The 17,025-nt window shown below is 68.3% G+C and carries 14 protein-coding genes and 1 pseudogene; 5 read left to right on the forward strand and 10 right to left on the reverse strand.

Features of this window, described 5'->3' with window-relative positions:
- Nucleotides 1–212: 212 nt before the first annotated feature.
- Entirely contained in the window at nucleotides 213–740 is a 528-nt protein-coding gene (locus tag HTZ84_RS01955; protein WP_174679140.1) for a helix-turn-helix domain-containing protein, read from the reverse strand.
- Nucleotides 741–971: 231 nt separating this feature from the next.
- Here HTZ84_RS01955 and HTZ84_RS01960 point away from each other — a divergent pair.
- The 3 genes and pseudogenes from HTZ84_RS01960 (at nucleotide 972) to HTZ84_RS01970 (ending at nucleotide 5,127) form a co-directional block, all read left to right on the forward strand.
- Nucleotides 972–2,733 (forward strand): annotated as a pseudogene (locus HTZ84_RS01960) (glycoside hydrolase family 15 protein).
- Nucleotides 2,734–2,794: 61 nt separating this feature from the next.
- Entirely contained in the window at nucleotides 2,795–3,439 is a 645-nt protein-coding gene (locus HTZ84_RS01965; RefSeq protein ID WP_174679141.1) for a helix-turn-helix domain-containing protein, read from the forward strand.
- Between the two features lie 80 nt (nucleotides 3,440–3,519).
- Entirely contained in the window at nucleotides 3,520–5,127 is a 1,608-nt protein-coding gene (locus HTZ84_RS01970) for a carotenoid oxygenase family protein (protein WP_174679142.1), read from the forward strand.
- A gap of 28 nt (nucleotides 5,128–5,155) precedes the next feature.
- On the opposite strand, the gene HTZ84_RS22725 is transcribed toward HTZ84_RS01970, so the two are convergent.
- The 7 genes from HTZ84_RS22725 to HTZ84_RS02000 form a co-directional block, all read right to left on the reverse strand.
- Nucleotides 5,156–5,569, reverse strand: a complete 414-nt coding sequence (locus HTZ84_RS22725; protein ID WP_254611694.1) for a cupredoxin domain-containing protein — start codon at nucleotides 5,567–5,569, stop codon at nucleotides 5,156–5,158.
- Complete coding sequence (locus HTZ84_RS01975; protein ID WP_254611695.1) at nucleotides 5,452–6,585, reverse strand: hypothetical protein; 1,134 nt, start codon at nucleotides 6,583–6,585, stop codon at nucleotides 5,452–5,454. The genes HTZ84_RS22725 and HTZ84_RS01975 overlap by 118 nt, the downstream gene beginning before the upstream one ends.
- A gap of 292 nt (nucleotides 6,586–6,877) precedes the next feature.
- Nucleotides 6,878–7,234, reverse strand: coding sequence for a DsrE family protein (locus HTZ84_RS01980; RefSeq protein WP_174679143.1), 357 nt, complete (start codon nucleotides 7,232–7,234; stop codon nucleotides 6,878–6,880).
- A gap of 105 nt (nucleotides 7,235–7,339) precedes the next feature.
- The gene (locus HTZ84_RS01985; protein ID WP_174679144.1) at nucleotides 7,340–8,860 is read right to left on the reverse strand and encodes a dihydrolipoyl dehydrogenase; all 1,521 of its coding nucleotides are present in this window, start codon (nucleotides 8,858–8,860) and stop codon (nucleotides 7,340–7,342) included.
- 141 nt (nucleotides 8,861–9,001) lie between these two features.
- Nucleotides 9,002–9,706, reverse strand: a complete 705-nt coding sequence (locus tag HTZ84_RS01990; protein ID WP_174679145.1) for an energy-coupling factor transporter transmembrane component T family protein — start codon at nucleotides 9,704–9,706, stop codon at nucleotides 9,002–9,004.
- A gap of 45 nt (nucleotides 9,707–9,751) precedes the next feature.
- Nucleotides 9,752–10,456 carry an energy-coupling factor ABC transporter ATP-binding protein gene (locus HTZ84_RS01995; RefSeq protein WP_174679146.1) on the reverse strand — a complete coding sequence of 235 codons (705 nt, stop codon included), beginning with the start codon at nucleotides 10,454–10,456 and terminating at the stop codon, nucleotides 9,752–9,754.
- A gap of 40 nt (nucleotides 10,457–10,496) precedes the next feature.
- The gene (locus tag HTZ84_RS02000) at nucleotides 10,497–11,084 is read right to left on the reverse strand and encodes a biotin transporter BioY (protein ID WP_174679147.1); all 588 of its coding nucleotides are present in this window, start codon (nucleotides 11,082–11,084) and stop codon (nucleotides 10,497–10,499) included.
- Nucleotides 11,085–11,599: 515 nt separating this feature from the next.
- Here HTZ84_RS02000 and HTZ84_RS02005 point away from each other — a divergent pair.
- Complete coding sequence (locus tag HTZ84_RS02005; protein ID WP_174679148.1) at nucleotides 11,600–15,598, forward strand: DUF7282 domain-containing protein; 3,999 nt, start codon at nucleotides 11,600–11,602, stop codon at nucleotides 15,596–15,598.
- Nucleotides 15,599–15,701: 103 nt separating this feature from the next.
- Here HTZ84_RS02005 and HTZ84_RS02010 read toward each other — a convergent pair whose 3' ends face one another.
- A complete protein-coding gene (locus HTZ84_RS02010; RefSeq protein ID WP_174679149.1) occupies nucleotides 15,702–15,992 on the reverse strand; it encodes a DUF7545 family protein in 291 nt (96 codons plus the stop codon).
- A gap of 113 nt (nucleotides 15,993–16,105) precedes the next feature.
- Between HTZ84_RS02010 and HTZ84_RS02015 the strand changes: the two genes are divergently transcribed.
- Nucleotides 16,106–16,249 (forward strand): DUF7557 family protein, encoded by a 144-nt coding sequence (locus HTZ84_RS02015; RefSeq protein ID WP_012943876.1) that lies wholly within the window; start codon nucleotides 16,106–16,108, stop codon nucleotides 16,247–16,249.
- A 47-nt stretch (nucleotides 16,250–16,296) separates the two neighbouring features.
- Here HTZ84_RS02015 and HTZ84_RS02020 read toward each other — a convergent pair whose 3' ends face one another.
- Nucleotides 16,297–16,767 carry a DUF5799 family protein gene (locus HTZ84_RS02020; protein ID WP_174679150.1) on the reverse strand — a complete coding sequence of 157 codons (471 nt, stop codon included), beginning with the start codon at nucleotides 16,765–16,767 and terminating at the stop codon, nucleotides 16,297–16,299.
- Nucleotides 16,768–17,025: the final 258 nt, after the last annotated feature.

Genomic DNA, 17,025 nt, shown 5'->3' on the forward strand with positions numbered 1-17,025 from the left:
CCCGCGGCCCGTGCCTCAATGACCGCGGGGCGCCACTGCAGTTCGCCGCTGCAATTCGGCGAGCTGCGTCCCACCCCCGCGACCGCGACGGCCGCACACCGGAGCTACCGGTGCGATCGATGCTAGTACGGTCCCCTTCAAAACGGTTGAGAGCGTGTGCACGACGCCTGCACGTTCGCTCGAGTCGCGCCCGTTCGACGGTTGCAGCGACGTTACTCGTCTCCGTCGACGATGACCGGACCGCGACCGCCCTCGTCCGTTCCGCCGACGAGCCGCTCGATCTTGTCCTCGCTGAGGTCGTCGACGACGTCCACGGCGTCGGTCAGCCAGGTGTACAGTCCGAGTTTGAACTGCCGACGGACCGCCGCCGCCGATCGGTGCGAGTAGACGTTCACGCGACCCCCGTTCGAGAGCACGCGAGAGTGTTTCTCGACCATTCCCAACTCGACTAAGTGGTTGAGGTGTCGGGTGACGACGCTCCGGTCCCGATCGACCAGTCCGGTGAGTTCGTCGACCGTGAGTTCGTCCTCGGCCATCAGGTGCCGACAGACCTCGAGTTCCGTTTCGGAAATGTCGAACACCGCCCGCATGAGATGCGATTCGGTCGGCGATTCGACGGGGACCGTGTCGTCGATCTCGTCCATCGGTTCGTCGCAGCACGCCGGCGCCGCGGACGCCAACCGGCACTCGCCACACGATCGGCAGGTGTAGACGGCGAGTTCGGGCTCTGGAGATGCCATCGGTCTCGGTACGCCGCGACGGAAGGAAAGGCTTTCAGCCGCGTCACGGACGGGCTTCGGACGACGTTTCAGGTACCGTACGTAACCGGACCGTTCCGCTGAGAGACCGGCGGTCGCTTCATTCGTGGTCCGACTTTTTGCCACGGGTCCGTGAACGAAAGCGCATGTGCACCGACTCGCCACTCGAACACTCCGCGTTCGACACCTCGATCCGCGCTGCGGGTGCTGTCGATGACTGAGTCCGACGCGTATCCCCCGATCGAAGCCTACGGCGTCGTCGGGAACCTCGAGACGTGCGCGCTCGTCGCGCCGGACGGTTCGATCGACTGGTTCCCGTTTCCCCACCTCGAGTCGCCGAGCATCCTCGCCGCGATCCTCGACGCCGAGCGCGGGGGGCGGTTTCGGATCGCCCCGACCGACTCCTTCGAGACGGAGCGGCGGCACGTCGGCGATACGAACGTCCTCGAGACGACGTTCCACACCGACGACGGGACGGCGACCGTAACGGACTTCCTGCCGCCGGCCGGTCGGACCGACCATCCGAAGAAAGTCCTCTATCGCAAACTCGCCTGCGCAGACGGGAGCGTCGGGCTCGAGGTCGAACTCGAGCCGCGGTTCGACTACGGCCGCGCGGAGACGTCGATCGAACGGGTCGACGCTCGAGGCGGCCGACGAAGCGTGGTTCATGCTCCGGTGTACGGGCGCCGAAGAGGCGGATACGGACCCGGACGCCGCGTTAGACGAGACGATCCAGTTCTGGACCGACCGGGCTCACGACTGCGAGCCCGAGGGCGACTGCGCGTTCGAGGGACCGTGGCACGACGCGGTCGTTCGCTCCGAACTCGTCCTCAAGCTCCTGACTCACGCCGAGTCGGGCGGGATCGCCGCCGCCCCGACCACCTCGTTGCCCGAAGACATCGGCGGCGTCCGCAACTGGGACTACCGGTTCAACTGGCTCCGGGACGCCGGGTTCACCGTCCAGGCGCTGATGAACCTCGGTACCGCCGACGAGGCGAACGAGTACTTCGACTGGTTCATGGACCTCTGCCAGACCGACGATCCGGCGGCGATCCAGCCGCTGTACGGCCTCCACGGCGAATCGACCCTCGAGGAGCGAGAACTGGATCACTTCGAGGGCTATCGCGGGTCCCGTCCCGTGCGAATCGGCAACGGGGCCGCCGAGCAGCGCCAACACGACACCTACGGGGAACTCCTGCTCGCCGTCGACGAGATGCGCCAGTACGGGCGCGAACTGGACGCCGACGAGTGGGTGCGGATCCGCGATATCGTCGAGTACGTCCGCGAGATCTGGACCGAGCCCGACGCGGGCATCTGGGAGGTCCGCGGCGGAGACGATCACTTCGTCTTCTCGAAGGCGATGTGCTGGAGCGCTCTCGACCGGGGGCTCTCGATCGCGATCGACGGGGGCCACGACGCGCCGCTCGAGGAGTGGCGGGACGCTCGAGAGACGATCCGAAGCGACGTCCTCGAGAACGGCTACGACGACGAGACCGGCGCGTTCGTCCAGTCCTACGGATCGGACGCGCTCGACGCGACCGGGCTATTGCTCCCGGTCGTCGGCTTTCTGCCCTTCGGCGACGACCGCATTCGAGGGACGATCGACGCGATCGACGAGCAGTTAGTCGAGGACGAGATCTTCGTACGGCGGTACGACGGCGACGACGGTCTGCCGGGCGACGAGGGGGCGTTCGTCCTCTGCTCGTGCTGGCTGATCGACGCGCTCGCGCTCTCCGGGCGCGTGGCGGAAGCGCAGTCCCGATTCGAGGCGCTGCTCGAGTACCTGAACCCGCTCGGGCTGATCGCGGAGGAGATCGATCCCGAGAGCGGCGCCCACCTCGGGAACTACCCGCAGGCGTTCAGCCACATCGGGATCGTCAACAGCGCCCTGTATCTGGGCTACGTTCGCGGGCTCGAGACGTCCGGGCCGGCACCGATGGGGATCCGACTTGGCGACCCGGTCGGTTCGTCGTGAGTTAGGTGATACCTCCCCCCCAAACTGTTGGGCGCTCCGGGACGTACTATCCCACGACGGGATGATCACGGCGTCGCTGCGGATACGTCTCCCCGAGGACGCGTGGGTCGCGGAGGTCTCTCGCTCGTTCCCGAGCGCCACCTTCCGTCTCCTGTCGGGGGTCCGAACCGGCGACAGGGCAGTGGAACTGGGCGAAGTGGTCGCCGAGAACCCGCGGAAGGTTTCGGGAGCGATCGCGACCCATCCGTCGATCGAAGCCCACGAGCGGCTGGCGGTGACGGACGACCGATCGCTCTCGAAGTACGAAACGATCGAGACGGCGCTGTACGAGTTCGTCGAATCGGCCTCGCTTCCGCCCGAGTTTCCGATCGTCGTCCGCGCCGGCTGGTACGAACTGGACTTCACGGGGACGCGCGACGAGTTCGACGGGCTGCGGGCGATGCTCGAGGACGCGAACCTCCGGTACGAACTCCAGTCGCTCGTCGAGGCCGACGAGACCGCGACGCTGCTCACCGACAGGCAGCGGGCGACGCTCGAGGCGGCGCTCCGGGAGGGCTACTTCGAGGTTCCGCGGGAGTGTACGCTCGACACGGTCGCGGGAACGCTCGGCGTCGACGAATCGACGGTGAGCGGCGTCCTCCGTCGCGGCCAAGCCAAACTGGTCAAGTGGCACTTGACCGGAGCGGACGGCGATCGACTCGACTGACCGTCCCGGTTCCGCGTCTCCCGCGCGATCCCAAGCTCTTGGGCCAGTTTACTCGAAGAGACGGGTGTTACGTTCGGTTGATGCCTCCTGGACATCGGCCCGCCGATCGATGCTCGAACGACCGAACGACCGATGATGACGACGGCGACGCGAACCGATCGGTCGAGCGAGGCGATCGGGAGTCGACCGCGTCGGCCGCGCTCGAACGACGCGACGTGCTCGGGACCGGCACCGTCGCGGCGGGGGCGCTTCTCGGCGGCTGCATCGGTGGTTCCGAATCGTCCGATACCGCCTCGGTCGACGAGCGACACCCGGGGTTCCGATCGCTCGAGCGCGAAGTCGCCGACCGGTCCCTGCCGGTCGAGGGGACGTTCCCGTCGTGGCTGGAGGGAACGCTGCTGCGAACCGGACCGGCGAAATTCGAGGTCGGCGACCGGCACCTGCGTCACTGGTTCGACGGCTTCGCGATGCTCCACCGGTTCGCGATCGACGACGGCGCCGTGACGTACTCGAACCGATTCCTCGAGACGCGAGCGTACGAGCACGCGACGGACGAGGGCGAACTCGGCTACCGCGAGTTCGCCACGGATCCCTGTCGACGGATCTGGGAGCGGTTCTTCACGCTGTTCTCCGACACGACGACCGACAACGCGAACGTCAGCGTCGCGACCCACGCGGACCGGTTCCGCGCGATGACCGAGACCCCCATGCCGGTCGAGTTCGATCCGGAGACGCTCGAGACGCTGGGCGTCGTCGCCGACGGGACCGACCTCGGTGATCTGACGACCGCGCACCCACACCGGGACGACGGGGAGACGATCAACTACGTGACGGACCTCTCGCGGACGAGCGAGTACCGGGTGTTCCGGATGCCCGACGGCGAGCACGAGCGGGACGTCTTCGCCACCGTCTCCCGGGACCGGCCGGCGTACATGCACAGTTTCGGGTTGACCGACCGGTACGTGATCCTCGCGGAGTTTCCCTTCGTCGTCGACCCGCTCGAGTTCCTCGTGCGGGATCGGCCGTTCATCGAGAACTACGAGTGGATTCCCGATCGGGGGACGCGATTCCTCGTGATCGAGCGCGCAACCGGCGAGGTGGCCGATACCTACGAGACGGACGCGTTCTTCGCGTTCCACCACGTCAACGCCTTCGAGGACGGGGACGATATCGTCGTCGACGTCGTCGCCTACGACGACGCCTCGATCGTCGAGGACCTCTATCTCGAGGCGATTCGATCGGAGGGGTACTCGCCCGACGGGGGACGACTCGATCGGTTTCGGCTCGGCGAGACGGTCGCTCGGGAGACGCTCTACGAGGGACCGATCGAGTTGCCCGGGATCAACTACGACCGGGTGAACGCCGAACCGTACCGGTACGCCTACGGCGTGGGGAACCGGGAGAACCCGCCACGGGACGTTCCGAACACACTGGTCAAGGTCGACGTGGAGACCGGCGCCGCGAGCGAGTGGGAGGAGCCGGGAACCTACGCCGGCGAACCGGTCTTCGTCGAATCGCCCGACGCGACTGCCGAGGACGACGGCGTGATCCTGTCGGTCGTGCTCGACGCGGCCGCGGAACGGTCGTTTCTGCTCGTCCTCGATGCCGGGACGTTCGAGGAACTGGCGCGAGCCCCGGCGCCCCACCACATTCCACTCGGCTTCCACGGGGTTTTCTCCGACCTGTAACGGCCCGGGAAGCCGCTCTCGTCGGTCGTCAGTTCCCGACCTCGATCGACCCCCGCATGTTCTGCGGATGGACCTGACAGTAGTACTCGCTCATCTCCTCGGTGGCCGTGAACGAGACCGTCTGCGTGGTCCCCTGTTCGCGGACGAGTTCGGACGCGAGGAGGTCCTCCCCGTTCGCGTCCTGGATCGCGAAGTTGTGCTGAAGCCCGTCGCCGTTCTCCCAGCCGAGCGCGTACTCGGTGCCGGCCTCGAGTTGCAGCGTCGGATTCTCCTCGCCCGCGATGGCCTCGGGCGCTGCACCCTGCCACGCCGACGCCTCGCCGATCAACTGGAAGTCGGCCTCTCCGCCCGTCGTTTCCTCGCCGTCCGTCTCTCCCTCCTCTTGACCGGGGAACTCCCAGTCGTCGAACGGCCCCTCGACGAGTTCCTCCTGTTCCCACATCGCGTGGATGAACGGCTGGGTCTCGCCGTTCGGCAGTTCCATCGCGGTCGGCACCGGATCGTAGACGGGCCCCTCGTCGGTCGGATCGGTAACACCACGCCGTGGGTGTGGTGGATCCGCCCCGCGATCGTCTCGTCCGACGCGAGCGGCAGCTCCTCGTCTACGGCCATGCGGTACCGCTCGTCGCGGACCGTCTGGGTCGTCATGAAGTGGATGACGCGGAACCCGTCCTCCGTGGCTACCTCTCCGTTGACGTGGACGTTACCGACCCTCCACGACGCGCCGTAGGTGTACGCCTGCGGAAATAGCGGCGATCCGGTTCCCGTGATCCCGTGCAGCCAGCCGCCCGACAGCACGCCACCGCCCGTCTCGTAGCCCGGAATCGGGGGTTGGACGACGTGGTCGTGCTCGAGTTCGTACTCGTTGCCCGCCGGATCGGTGAACTGCGCCTCGAGGTCGACCACGTCGGACGTATCGCCCGGTTTTCCGGGGAGGTCGTACGGTTGCCGGTCCCCGTAGGTGATCTCGAACGCGCCGCTGGTCACCTCGGCCTCGTCGCTGTACAGCGTCGGTTCGGTGAATCGTTCCTGCGCGATCCCGGCCGACTCACCGTCCTCGATCGGTTCGCGGGCCGCCTCCGGTGCGGCCACCAGCGGCGGCAGGTCCTGCAGGAGCTGCGGGATGGCCTCGTCCAGCGGTTCGGGGAGCCCCTTCGCCTGTTCGATGCGGGACTCGAGCAGATCGCTTCCCCGCCGCGGGGCGTCCGACGTTCCGAACACCTGCGGACTCAGTCGCCGTTCGCCGGGAAGCACCCAGTAGACCGCGTTTCCCGACTCCTGTCGCACCGTGACGTCTCGGCTCGAGTCGGCGGATCCACCGCCCTCCTCTTGCCGGGTGACCGTCGATCCGTTCGCTGCTCCGACACCGCCGACGAGCGCCCCGAGCGTCGTCGCGCCGCCGGCCGCGAGCATCGATCGCCGCACCACGCCGTCGTTCGAATCGTTCTTGTTTGCCATCTATCACCACATGAGTTCCGTGGGGATCGGAGGAAAGAATGGGACGAATCGTTGTGGCACGGCAAACGCTCATTCCCGTAAGGCTTTAGCGTGATGTTTCGCTCGCGCGGGCGATCTAAGGCGCGATTGGACGGACTAATCCGCTCTTATCGATCGGGCGCCGATCGGAACGGCGTCGTCGCGATCGATATCGACGACGGCGCGTCATGGTCCGATCGCGTCCATCGGAACCCGATCCGCGCTCGTCGCTCCGTCGAACTGCGGCCGAAAACAGCGCGTTCGGCGAGAGCCGTTAGAACGTGATGATCTCGTAGTCGTCGTCGACCATCGAACGGATGCTGGGGTGGCCCTCGTTCTCGTCGATGCGGACGAGCCCCTGGTCCTCGACGGCGTCGTCGACGCCGAACGCCCCGGCGCAGTAGTCGCAGACGGCCGCTTCGTCCTGTACGGACCGGTAGAGCTCGTGGTAGTCGTGGGACTCGTCTTCCAACTCCTCGACCCACTGGGTGCCGGCGCCGTCGAAGATGAGTTCGAGTTCGTCTTCGTCGTTCTCGGCGAACTCCTTGGCCGCCTCGAGTCCGTTGACGAGTCGGCCGGTGTCGGCGTGCGATTCGGTACCCGCGAGAATGACGATGGCTGCGTTTACCATTGCACGTGAACGCAGGCCGCTCGCGGATAAAACGGACCGGCGAGCGTGTGTGCCCGCTGCAACATCGCCGGAGGCCGAGCGATCCCGGTTGGCCCGATCCGCTATTTAGTGGTCGTGCCGATGATCGTGGCCGTGTCCGTGGCCGTGGCCGTGATCGTGCCCGCCGCGGGTGAACTGCCCCGAGAAGGCCCGCTGGACGACCTCCGAGAGCGCGGGGTGGATGTGAACCGACTCGCGGATGTCTCGAACCGTTCCCGAGCCGGACGTCATCGCGACGACGACCTCCTCGATCAGATTGGAGGCCTCCGGGCCGACGATGTGACAGCCGAGGATCTCTCCCTCGAGGGAGATGAGCGGCTTGACCATTCCCTCGGCCTTCATCGCCGAGCCGCGAGCGGTGTCCTCGTACCGGTACGTGCGCTTGGCGTAGTCGCGGTCGGCGGCCTGCAGTTCCGCCTCCGTGGCGCCGACGCCGGCGACCTCCGGCGAGGAGAAGACGGCGAAGGGCATCGCCGAGTAGTCGACCGGCTCGAGGTCGTCGCCGAAGAGGTTGCGAACGACGGCGCGGGCCTCGTGGTTGGCGTTGTGCTTGAGCAGGTACTCGCCGACGATGTCACCCAGCGCCCAGACCCCGTCGGCGCTCGTCCGCAGGTACTCGTCCGTCTCGACGAACCCCAGCTCGTCGGTCTCGATCCCGGCCGCGCCGACGTTCAGCGTATCGGTGTTCGGAACGCGCCCGGTGGCGACGAGCAGTTCGTCGCCGGTGACGGAGATCGGTTCGGCCGCCCCCTCGCCGCTCTCGGGAGCCGGGTACGGCGTCGATTCCGGTTCCGATCCCGCTTCCGCCTCCGATTCGGAGCCGGCCGCCGGATACGGTCGCGCGTCGACGGTCACCTCGCCGTCGGACTCCGAGACCGCCGTCGCTTCGTAGCCCGTGTGCACGTCGTACCGATCGGCGAGTCGCTCCGTGAACTCGGTGGCGACCGCCGCGTCCGCGTCCGGCAGCAGGTGCGGGCGCCGCCCGATAACCGAGACGTCGCTGCCGAACGCTCCGAAGAAGTGGCCCAACTCCGCCGCGATGTAGCCGCCGCCGACGATGACGAGGTGTTCCGGCGGCTCCTCGAGTCGGAGCGCCTCCCGGCTCGTCAGGTAGTCGGCGTCCTCGATTCCGTCGATCGGCGGGACGCCGGGTCGGGTGCCGGCCGCGACGAGAACCGTTTCGGCGGTCAGGCGCTCGCCGTCGTGATCCCCGCCAGAGAGTTCGACGGTTCGCTCGTCGACGAACGTCCCTTCCGCCCGGTAGAGGTCGTGATCCGAGGAGGACTCGAGCCCCCGACGGATCGACTCCGAGCTTCCGGCGACGTCCTCGTTGACCTCGCGGACGATCTCGGCGAACGCGACGTCGTCGACCGTCGCCTCGATCCCGAACTCTTCGGCGCGTTCGACCGTCTCGAGGACCTCCGCGCGGTACAACAACTGCTTCGAGGGAATACAGCCGCGATTCAGACAGGTCCCGCCGAGCCGCCCCTTCTCGACGACGGCGACCGACTGACCGCGCCCTGCGGCCGCGTTCGCGACGTCGAGCCCCGATCCCGAACCGACGACCAAGAAGTCGTACTCCTCCATGCGCCGAACTCCGGCGGCGGTCGTAATGAAGGCCGGGCCGGAATGCACGGGACGTGCACGTCCACTGCGGCCTGCGGAGTCTCGTCCCCGCTCCCGAGCGGCGCCCGTCTCGAGGATCGCACCGCCTCGGACCCGGCTCCCTTACAGTAACGCCGACAGCGCGAGCACGACGGCGGCGGCGAGAACGGGATAGTCGAGTCGCGAGAGCGACAGCGCGGGCAGGGTGGGATTCCAGGCGAAACACCGCGCCTGCATGGCGAGCGCGAGGTGATCGGCCCGGTCGAACGCCCGCGAGAGGCCCAGCAGTCCCAGCGTGCTCGCGCGGTCGACGGCGCTTCGCTGGTCGCCCAACCGCGCCGCCATCGCGTCGCTGATCGTCCGCAGGTCGGCCTGCAGGACCGGCAGGAACCGGAAGACGAGCGCGACGCCGATCCCGAGGAGCTGGCCGGCTCTCCCCGGAATCGTCCGCTGGATCGCGGCTCGAGAGTCCCGGACCGTCGTCGACCGGACGTACGCCGCGCTGACGAGCAGGACGAGCAGGACGCGGTAGCTCGCCCGCGCGGAGGCGAGGCCGTCCGCGAGGTCGATCCAGGGCGGACCGAACGTGAGCGCCGCGAGCACCGGCGCGAGCGCGAGGAAGAGCAGGGCGAAGCGATAGGCGGACAGCGTCTCGCGGAGCGGGACGCGAGCGGCGAGCAGGATCGCCGCGGCGACGGCGGTGAGCGCGACCAGCGCCCGCGGGCTCGTGTGGGCCAGCGCGGTCGCGGCGAACCCGAGCTGGACGGCCAGCTTCGAGCGGGGGTCGAGCCGGTGGGCGAGCGTGTCGTCGGGGTCGTAGGTGAGCATCGTCGGTATCGGTGGCGGGGGCGGCGATCGTCGCGTCGCGTGCGGTCAGCTATCGGGCACTCGGACCTCGAACGCCGACAGCGCCTCGAGCGCTCGGTCGGGCGCGTCGTCGACGGCGACCGCGCCGTCCCGCATGGCGACGATACGGTCGGCCAGGTCGAGCACGTCTCTGAGGTCGTGGGTCGCGAGCAGGATCCCGGTTCCGTCGTCGGACAGCGCCTCGAGCCGCGAGAGGACGGATCGGCGTGCCGGATCGTCCAGCCCGGTGAACGGTTCGTCCAGGACGAGGTGCGTGGGTTCCATCGCGAGCGCGCCGGCAATGGCCACGCGGGACTGCTCGCCCCCCGAGAGCGCGTCGATCCGCTCGTCCTCGCGGCCGGCCATGTTGACGGCCGCGAGGGCGTCGGCCACGCGGCGGTCGATCTCGGCGCGCTCGAGGCCAAGGTTCTCGGGACCGAAGGCGACGTCGGCGCCGATCGTCGCGGCGACGAACTGGTCGCGCGGGTGCTGGAAGACCATGCCGACGCTCGAGCGGGCGGCGACGAGGTCCTCGGCGACGGGAGTCCCGTCGACCAGTACTTCCCCCGCGTCGGGCGTCACTAGCCCGTTGCAGTGGCGCAACAGGGTCGTCTTGCCGCTCCCGTTGGCGCCCGCGAGGACGACGAACTCGCCGTCGTCGATCGACAGCGAGACGTCCTCGAGGACGGGCACGTCGTCGAAGGCGTAGGTGACGGACCGGAACTCGATCATCGCGCCCTCGCCGGCGGGATCGAAGAAGTTACGCGAGCGATCACGATCCGACCGGTTCGAGTCGTCCGCTCTTGACGATCGCAATCGCGGCGACCATCTTGACCAGTTCGGCGGGGACGAAGGGGAGCGCGTAGCCGGCGATCGCCTCCCAGGGCTCGAGCGCCTGGAGCCAGGCCGCGTACGCCGTCCCCACGGCGTAGATGAGGACCGTCGCGGCGACGAGCGCGGCGACGACGATCGGAAGTGGGACGTCGGCGGGGTTTCGGAGGTCGGTGCCCCGGTGGACGACGGCGCCGATCAGCGCCGCCGCGAGCGGGTACGACCAGAGGTAGCCCGCGGTGTTTCCGACGAGGGGACCGAATCCGGCCTCCATCCCCGAAAAGACCGGGAGGCCGGCCGCGCCGGCGGTCAGGTAGAGGAGCATCGAGACGGCTCCCCAGACCGGTCCCAAGACGAGGCCGGCGAGAAAGACGAACAGGACCTGCAGCGTGATCGGTGCCGGCGAAAACGGATACGGGATCGTCACGAATATCGACGCCCCCACCAGCGCCGCCAGCACCGCCGCGCGAGCGAACTGCCGGACGACGTCCCCGTCGACGAGATCGACCGTCTCTCGGTTCGTTGCCATACCACTCCCACTCTCGTAAACCAAGTTCAACACTTCGGTTTCCGAGGGTACGGACAGTCATCGGGATGACATCTCCGCACGACGGGACGGATCCCGATCCACCGGGAGGGACCGAAATAGCCCGCTTCCTCTCCGGAAACGGACACTTCGAGCGGAATCCGGTGCGATCGAGGCCCGAACGCGTCCGAAATAGCCGCTCCCTCGAGAGCGCCGCTCCGGCGGAAGACGCCGCGTTCGAGGGGAGTAATCGTGGATTGTATCCGATTACTAACCGAAACGACCCGCTGGCCTTATGCGCTCTTTCGCTCCCGTGATAGAAAGCTGATGTCATCCGTACGTAGCCGGTTCGGACCGAGGAGCGATCGGGAACCGAGACGTAGCCAGCGGCCGACTCGCGGACGGTGGGAACGCGACGGCCCCAGGGGCCCCAGGTGCCGTTCGAACCGCGACCGCTGCGCTGAACGCGGGAACCGAGCGAACCGTTCGAGCGGTCGGGCCGGCAGGAGCGTCGAGCCATGAGTCGGCGTCGAGGCGCGGCCGTAGCGGTGCTCGCCGTCGCCGCGCTGCTGGTCACGAGCGCGGTGGCGCTGCCGCTGCTCGGCGGCGGCATCGTCCCGTTCGAGGGCGGCGAGAGCGCTCCCGGCGAGGGAGACGACGGAACGACCGATATCGCCGCTACGGACAGTGTGGCCGCCAGCCAAGACGATGGCAGTGGGAGTGCGGACTCCACCGCGGCTGATGCGGCGGACCGAGAACCCGTGCGTGCGAGCCAGTCGGTCGGAGACGGCGAGTTAGTGTCGTTCGACTCCGCGGCCGAATCGGCCGCGACCGACGCAGAAGCGAACGCCGACGCGGACGCGACCGCCTCGCTCGCACAGGAACAGACGGACGCCGTCGAGGCCGGCGTCGACGAGGGGATCGAACTGGCCCAGCAGCAGGGCGTCGAGGTGACCCAGGAACAGCGCGCGGCGGCCGTCGAGGCCGCCAGTCAGTCGGCGGCCCAGCACCAGGCGGCCGACGTCGAGCAGATTCAGGCGGCGACGGCCGGCGCGGTCCACGGCTCGCTGATCCAGTCTCAGGACGCCGAGATCGAACAGATCCAGTCCGCGGTCGGCGGCGCGACCGACGGCGCGCTCGCCCAGTCTCAGACGGTTGCAGCGAGCCAGATGCAGAGCGCGACCTGGGGGGCGACCCACGGCGCCCTCGCACAGAAACAGCGCGCCGACGTCGACCAGATCCAGGTCGCCACGCGCGGGGCCGCAGCGGGGGCGTGCCGGGAAGCGGGCGATAGCGACGTTCGGGACCACCCGAAGACCCAGGAGGCCGCGCAGGGGGCGGCCTACGGCGTCCTCGAGCAGTACCAGAAGGTCACCGTCGAACAGCGCCAGCGGATCACGCTCGAGCACGTCCAGCACGCGGCGGCCGGCGCGTCCGCGGGGGCGCTCGAGGGGAGCGTTCCGGCGGCCCTCGAGGGCGAACAGAGCCAGGAGATCAGCGTCGAACAGCGCCAGCGCGTGAACATCAAGCAGGTCCAGAAGGCCGCCACGGGCGCCGCGAAGGGCGCGCTCGTCCAGCGACAGGAGGTCTCCGTCGAGCAGACCCAGGCCGCGGCCCGCGGGGCCGGCCGGGGGTCGCTGACGCAGATCCAGACCGTCAGCGTCGAACAGGTCCAGCGGATCTCGATCACCCAGATTCAGGAGGCCTCGTTCGGCGCGGCCAAGGGAGCGATCTATCAGAGCCAGTCGGCCACCGTCGAACAGATCCAGGCGGCCGCCGACGGGGCCGCGGGCGGCGTGCTGGTCCAGCACCAGGAGATCTCGATCACCCAGATCCAGTCCGCCGCGGTCGGCGCGTCCGAGGGAGCGATCGAGTCGGCAGTTCAGTACCAGATCGCCGAGATCGAACAGATTCAGGCCGCCGCGTTCGGCGCCGGCGAGGGGGCGGTGCTCCAGCAGCAGGTCGTCGATATCACGCAGGTCCAGCGGCTGGCCTCCGGCGGCGCGAGCGGCGCGCTGAGCCAGTCTCAGTCGGCGACCGCCGAGCAGATCCAGATCGCCGCCAGCAGCGCCTGTCGGGAGACGGCCCGCGTTGTCCAGTACCAGCGGATCAGCGTCACACAACTTCAGGCCCTGACCCAGGAAACCGCGTCCGACGCTACCGCGTACGCGATTCAGCAGGGAATCGACGACGTCTCCGAACTCGGGCAGTACGTCGAGGAGGTGGCCGAAGAGCGCGCCGACGAGATCGACGAACTCGAGGGAACGGCGTCGATTGCGTTCGCCGACCGAGAGAGCAACGGTGAGGCGGTCACCGTCGACGAACTCGACCTCTCGGAGGGCGGCTTCGTCGCGGTCTACGCGGCCGACGCCGTCGCCGATCCGGGCGCCGTGCTCGGGACCTCGAGCGCCCTCGAGGCCGGGAGCCACTCCGACGTCGAGATCGACCTCGAGGAGCCGATCGAGGAGGACCAGCCCCTCACCGCGGTGGTCCACCACGATACGAACGACGACGGAACGTTCGAGTACGGCGACACTGACGGGGCGGAGGACGTCCCGTACGTCACCGACGCCGGCGTGCCGGTGCTCGACACGGCGTTCGTCTCGGTCGGCGACGAACCGCAGGTGCCTCAAGAGCCGCAAGAACCGCAGGAACCGGCCGAGCCGAACGCGACGCTCTCCGTCGCCGATCAGGCCGGCGACGGCGAGACGCTCGTCGTCGACGAAGCGAACGCGAGCGTCGACTACACCGTGACGGCGACGGCCGACGGGACGACGGCCGAGAGCCAGCCGTTCGAGGCCAACGGGACGGCGACCGACCTCGAGCTCGCGTTCGACTCGCCGCTCGAGGAGTCGACGACCGTCGACGTCGCCGTCGCCGACGAGAACGGCACGGAACTGGCGACCGAATCGATCGAGTACGCGCTCGAGGACAACGAGTCGGACGGCGAGCCGAACGAATCGGATGCGACGCTCAACGTGTCCGACCAGACGGGCGACGGCGAGACGCTCGTCGTCGACGAGGCGAACGCGAGCGTCGACTACCGGCTCACCGCGACCGACGAGAACGGCACGCAGCGCGCGGAGAGCGAGACCTTCGAGGCCAACGAGACCGCCGAGTTCGAGGCACTGGAGCTCGAGCCGCCGCTCGAAGAGAACGCGACGCTCGAGGTCGCCGTGGCCGACGACGCGGGCGCGGAACTCGCGACCGAGTCCGTCGAGTACACGGTCGACGGCGATCCGGCGACGTTCGAGGCGACGTTCCCTCGCTGTTCGCAGGCCGAGGTGACCGGGTCCTTCGAAGACGGCGACAGGATCATCGTCGGCACCGCGTTCTACGAAAGCGGCGGCTTCGGCAACTCGATGGGCGAGTACGCCGTCACGGTCGGCGAGGACGTCGAGGCGCCGTTCGAGGGGACGATCACCTACGAGACCGGCGACGACTTCACCGTCGCCGAGACGGCCGACGGCGCGACCGTCACGGTCCCCGAGGGCGATACGGGCGCCGTGATCACCGGCTTCGCCTCCCCCGATGCGACGCCGGGGTCGATCGACTATCCGAACCCGAACGCTAGCGAGTGTCTCGAGGAGATCCGTCCCGAACGGCCGACCATCAGCGTGGCGGAGACGACGGCGACCGAGGACGGCATCGCGGTCACCTTCGAGTACGAGAATCCGAACGAGGAATCGCTGGCGGTCGGCAGCGAGTTCGTCGAGGGAACCGCGGACGACGAGCCGCCGTCGGAACTCGAGCCCGGCAACGACTCGTTCACCGTCGACTGGACGCCCGAAACCGACTCCGAACGGCTCGTCTGGGAGGTCGATATGAGCAACTACGACTACGAGGAGCCGCTGATCGCCCAGACGGAGCCGGCCGGCGAGATCGATTCGACCGAACCGGCCGATCCCGCGGCGTTCACCGTCTCGATCGTCGGGACGAACGCGCCCGTCGAAGCGGGCGAGCCCCTCGCGGTCGACGCCGACCTCGAGAACACCGGCGGAGAGAACGGTACGCAGGACGTCGAACTCGCGATCGACGGCGCGGTCGTCAACGAGACGCCCGTCTCGCTCGCGCCCAACGAATCCGAACTCGTGACGCTGGCCGCCGACACGACCACGCTCGAGCCCGGCGAGTACCCGGTTACCGTCTCGAGCGAGAACGAGACCGCCGAGACGACCGTGACGATCGAGGAAGCCGAGGCCGCGGAGACGCCGACCGGCACGGAGTCGACGGCGGACGGTCAAGCGGACGCGGAACCGACCGCGGACGCTGACGAACAGCCGTCGAACGCGACCGCCGAGCAGCCGACGGAGGAACAGACCCCGTCCGAAGACGCCGTCTCGTCGGAGTCGGCGGATTCGGAGCCGACGACGGACGGCTCATCGACGGAATCCGAACCGGAAGCGCCGACGGGAACGGAGACGACCGAATCGCCCGCCGGAACGGACGAACCGCCCGTTTCCGACGGAGCCGGTTCGGAGGCCGACGCGAACGGCTCCGCGGTCGCGACGGAGTAACGACGGCGCGATAGAAGCGGAGCGCTACCGGCGGTTCAGCCGTCTTCGAAAAACGCCTCGAGCCCGTTTCGATCGATCGGTGACTCGAGCGGGTCGGTCGCGGTTAGTGCTGGTGGCCGGTCGCTTCGCCGTAGGTCACGCCGAAGCGTTCCTCGAACAGGTCCATGATGCGGGCCTCCTGGGCCTCGAGTTCCTCGTCCGACTCCTGGCCGTGGTGGACGATGTGGTGGGCGCGGCTGGCGAAGGACAGCAGGGTGACGTCGCCGACCGTCTCGGCGTCGGTCTGATCGCCTTCCGCCACGAGGTCGAGGAGTCCGGTGGGGACCGTGACTTCGTCGGTGGTACCGTCGTCGGCGCTGATCTCGAAGGTCGTCGTGTCGACTTCCTCGGTCATACCCCTACCGTAGTGAACTGTCCCTAAAGGTGCTGTGGCTTGCATCGCAGCGGGGCGGCGACCCGGTTTCGTCCCCCGTGTCGTTTTTGCTGATCGCCGTCGAAGCGTCTCGTATGCCATCCGTCGAACTCGAGGAGGAGACGATCGAACGGCTGGAGGCGCTGCGCGTCGACGACGAGTCCTACGACGAACTCGTCAACGAACTCATCAACATCTACGAGACCAGCGAGTACACGCTCTTTCACGCCGGCGACTGAGCGCGCCGCGGTCTCGTTCGATCGGGCAGATTAGTCCGCCGGCGGCGCTAGTCGTCCGCGGCCGCGGCCTTCCGAACCGACTGCCAGCGTCCCTTCGACTCGAGGTGGGACTGGAGCTCGTCCGCGTACTCCTGGGTGAGCTTCTCGGCCGCGCGTAGCTTTTCGGCGTGGTCGTCGCTGCCGTCGCCGCCCAGCCCGAGGGCGCCCATGATCGAGTCGAAGACGCCGCCCGACGAACCGTTCCGGTCGCCGCCGCCCGCACCCGGGCCGCCCATCGCGCCCATGCCGCCGCTGGGGACGTTCTCGAGTTCGGGGATGATCTGCTCGACCTGCTCGGTGTCGGCGACGAGCCGCGCACGGTCGGGATCGTCGGCGTCTTCGATCTCGAACTCCGTCGCGGTCATGATCAGACTCCACTGCTGGTTGGAAAACTGCGAGTCGGCGATCCGCGAGGAGAACTCCTGATCGACGGTCATGCGGGCGCCGACGATCCGGTCCGTCCACGGTGAGTCGCTCATAGCTATCGCTTCGGACGGCGGCTGTATCAGCGTTTTCATCGGGTTCGCGCTCGAGTCCCCGAGGCCCTCCGACGACACCGTCAGTCGCCTGCGTCGTCCGTGTTCTCGCCCGCGGCGAGTATCCAGTAGACGAGCGTTCGGACGTAGATAGAACTATGGCGTGCGGAAAGCCACGTCAATCAAGAGCACACGGCATGGATCAGCTCACAGCCCATCGTCTGAAGTTGGCAGTCGGGATCGCGATTCTGGTCGGCGGAT

Source organism: Haloterrigena gelatinilytica (assembly GCF_013342145.1).
In the GTDB taxonomy this organism is placed as follows: domain Archaea; phylum Halobacteriota; class Halobacteria; order Halobacteriales; family Natrialbaceae; genus Haloterrigena; species Haloterrigena gelatinilytica.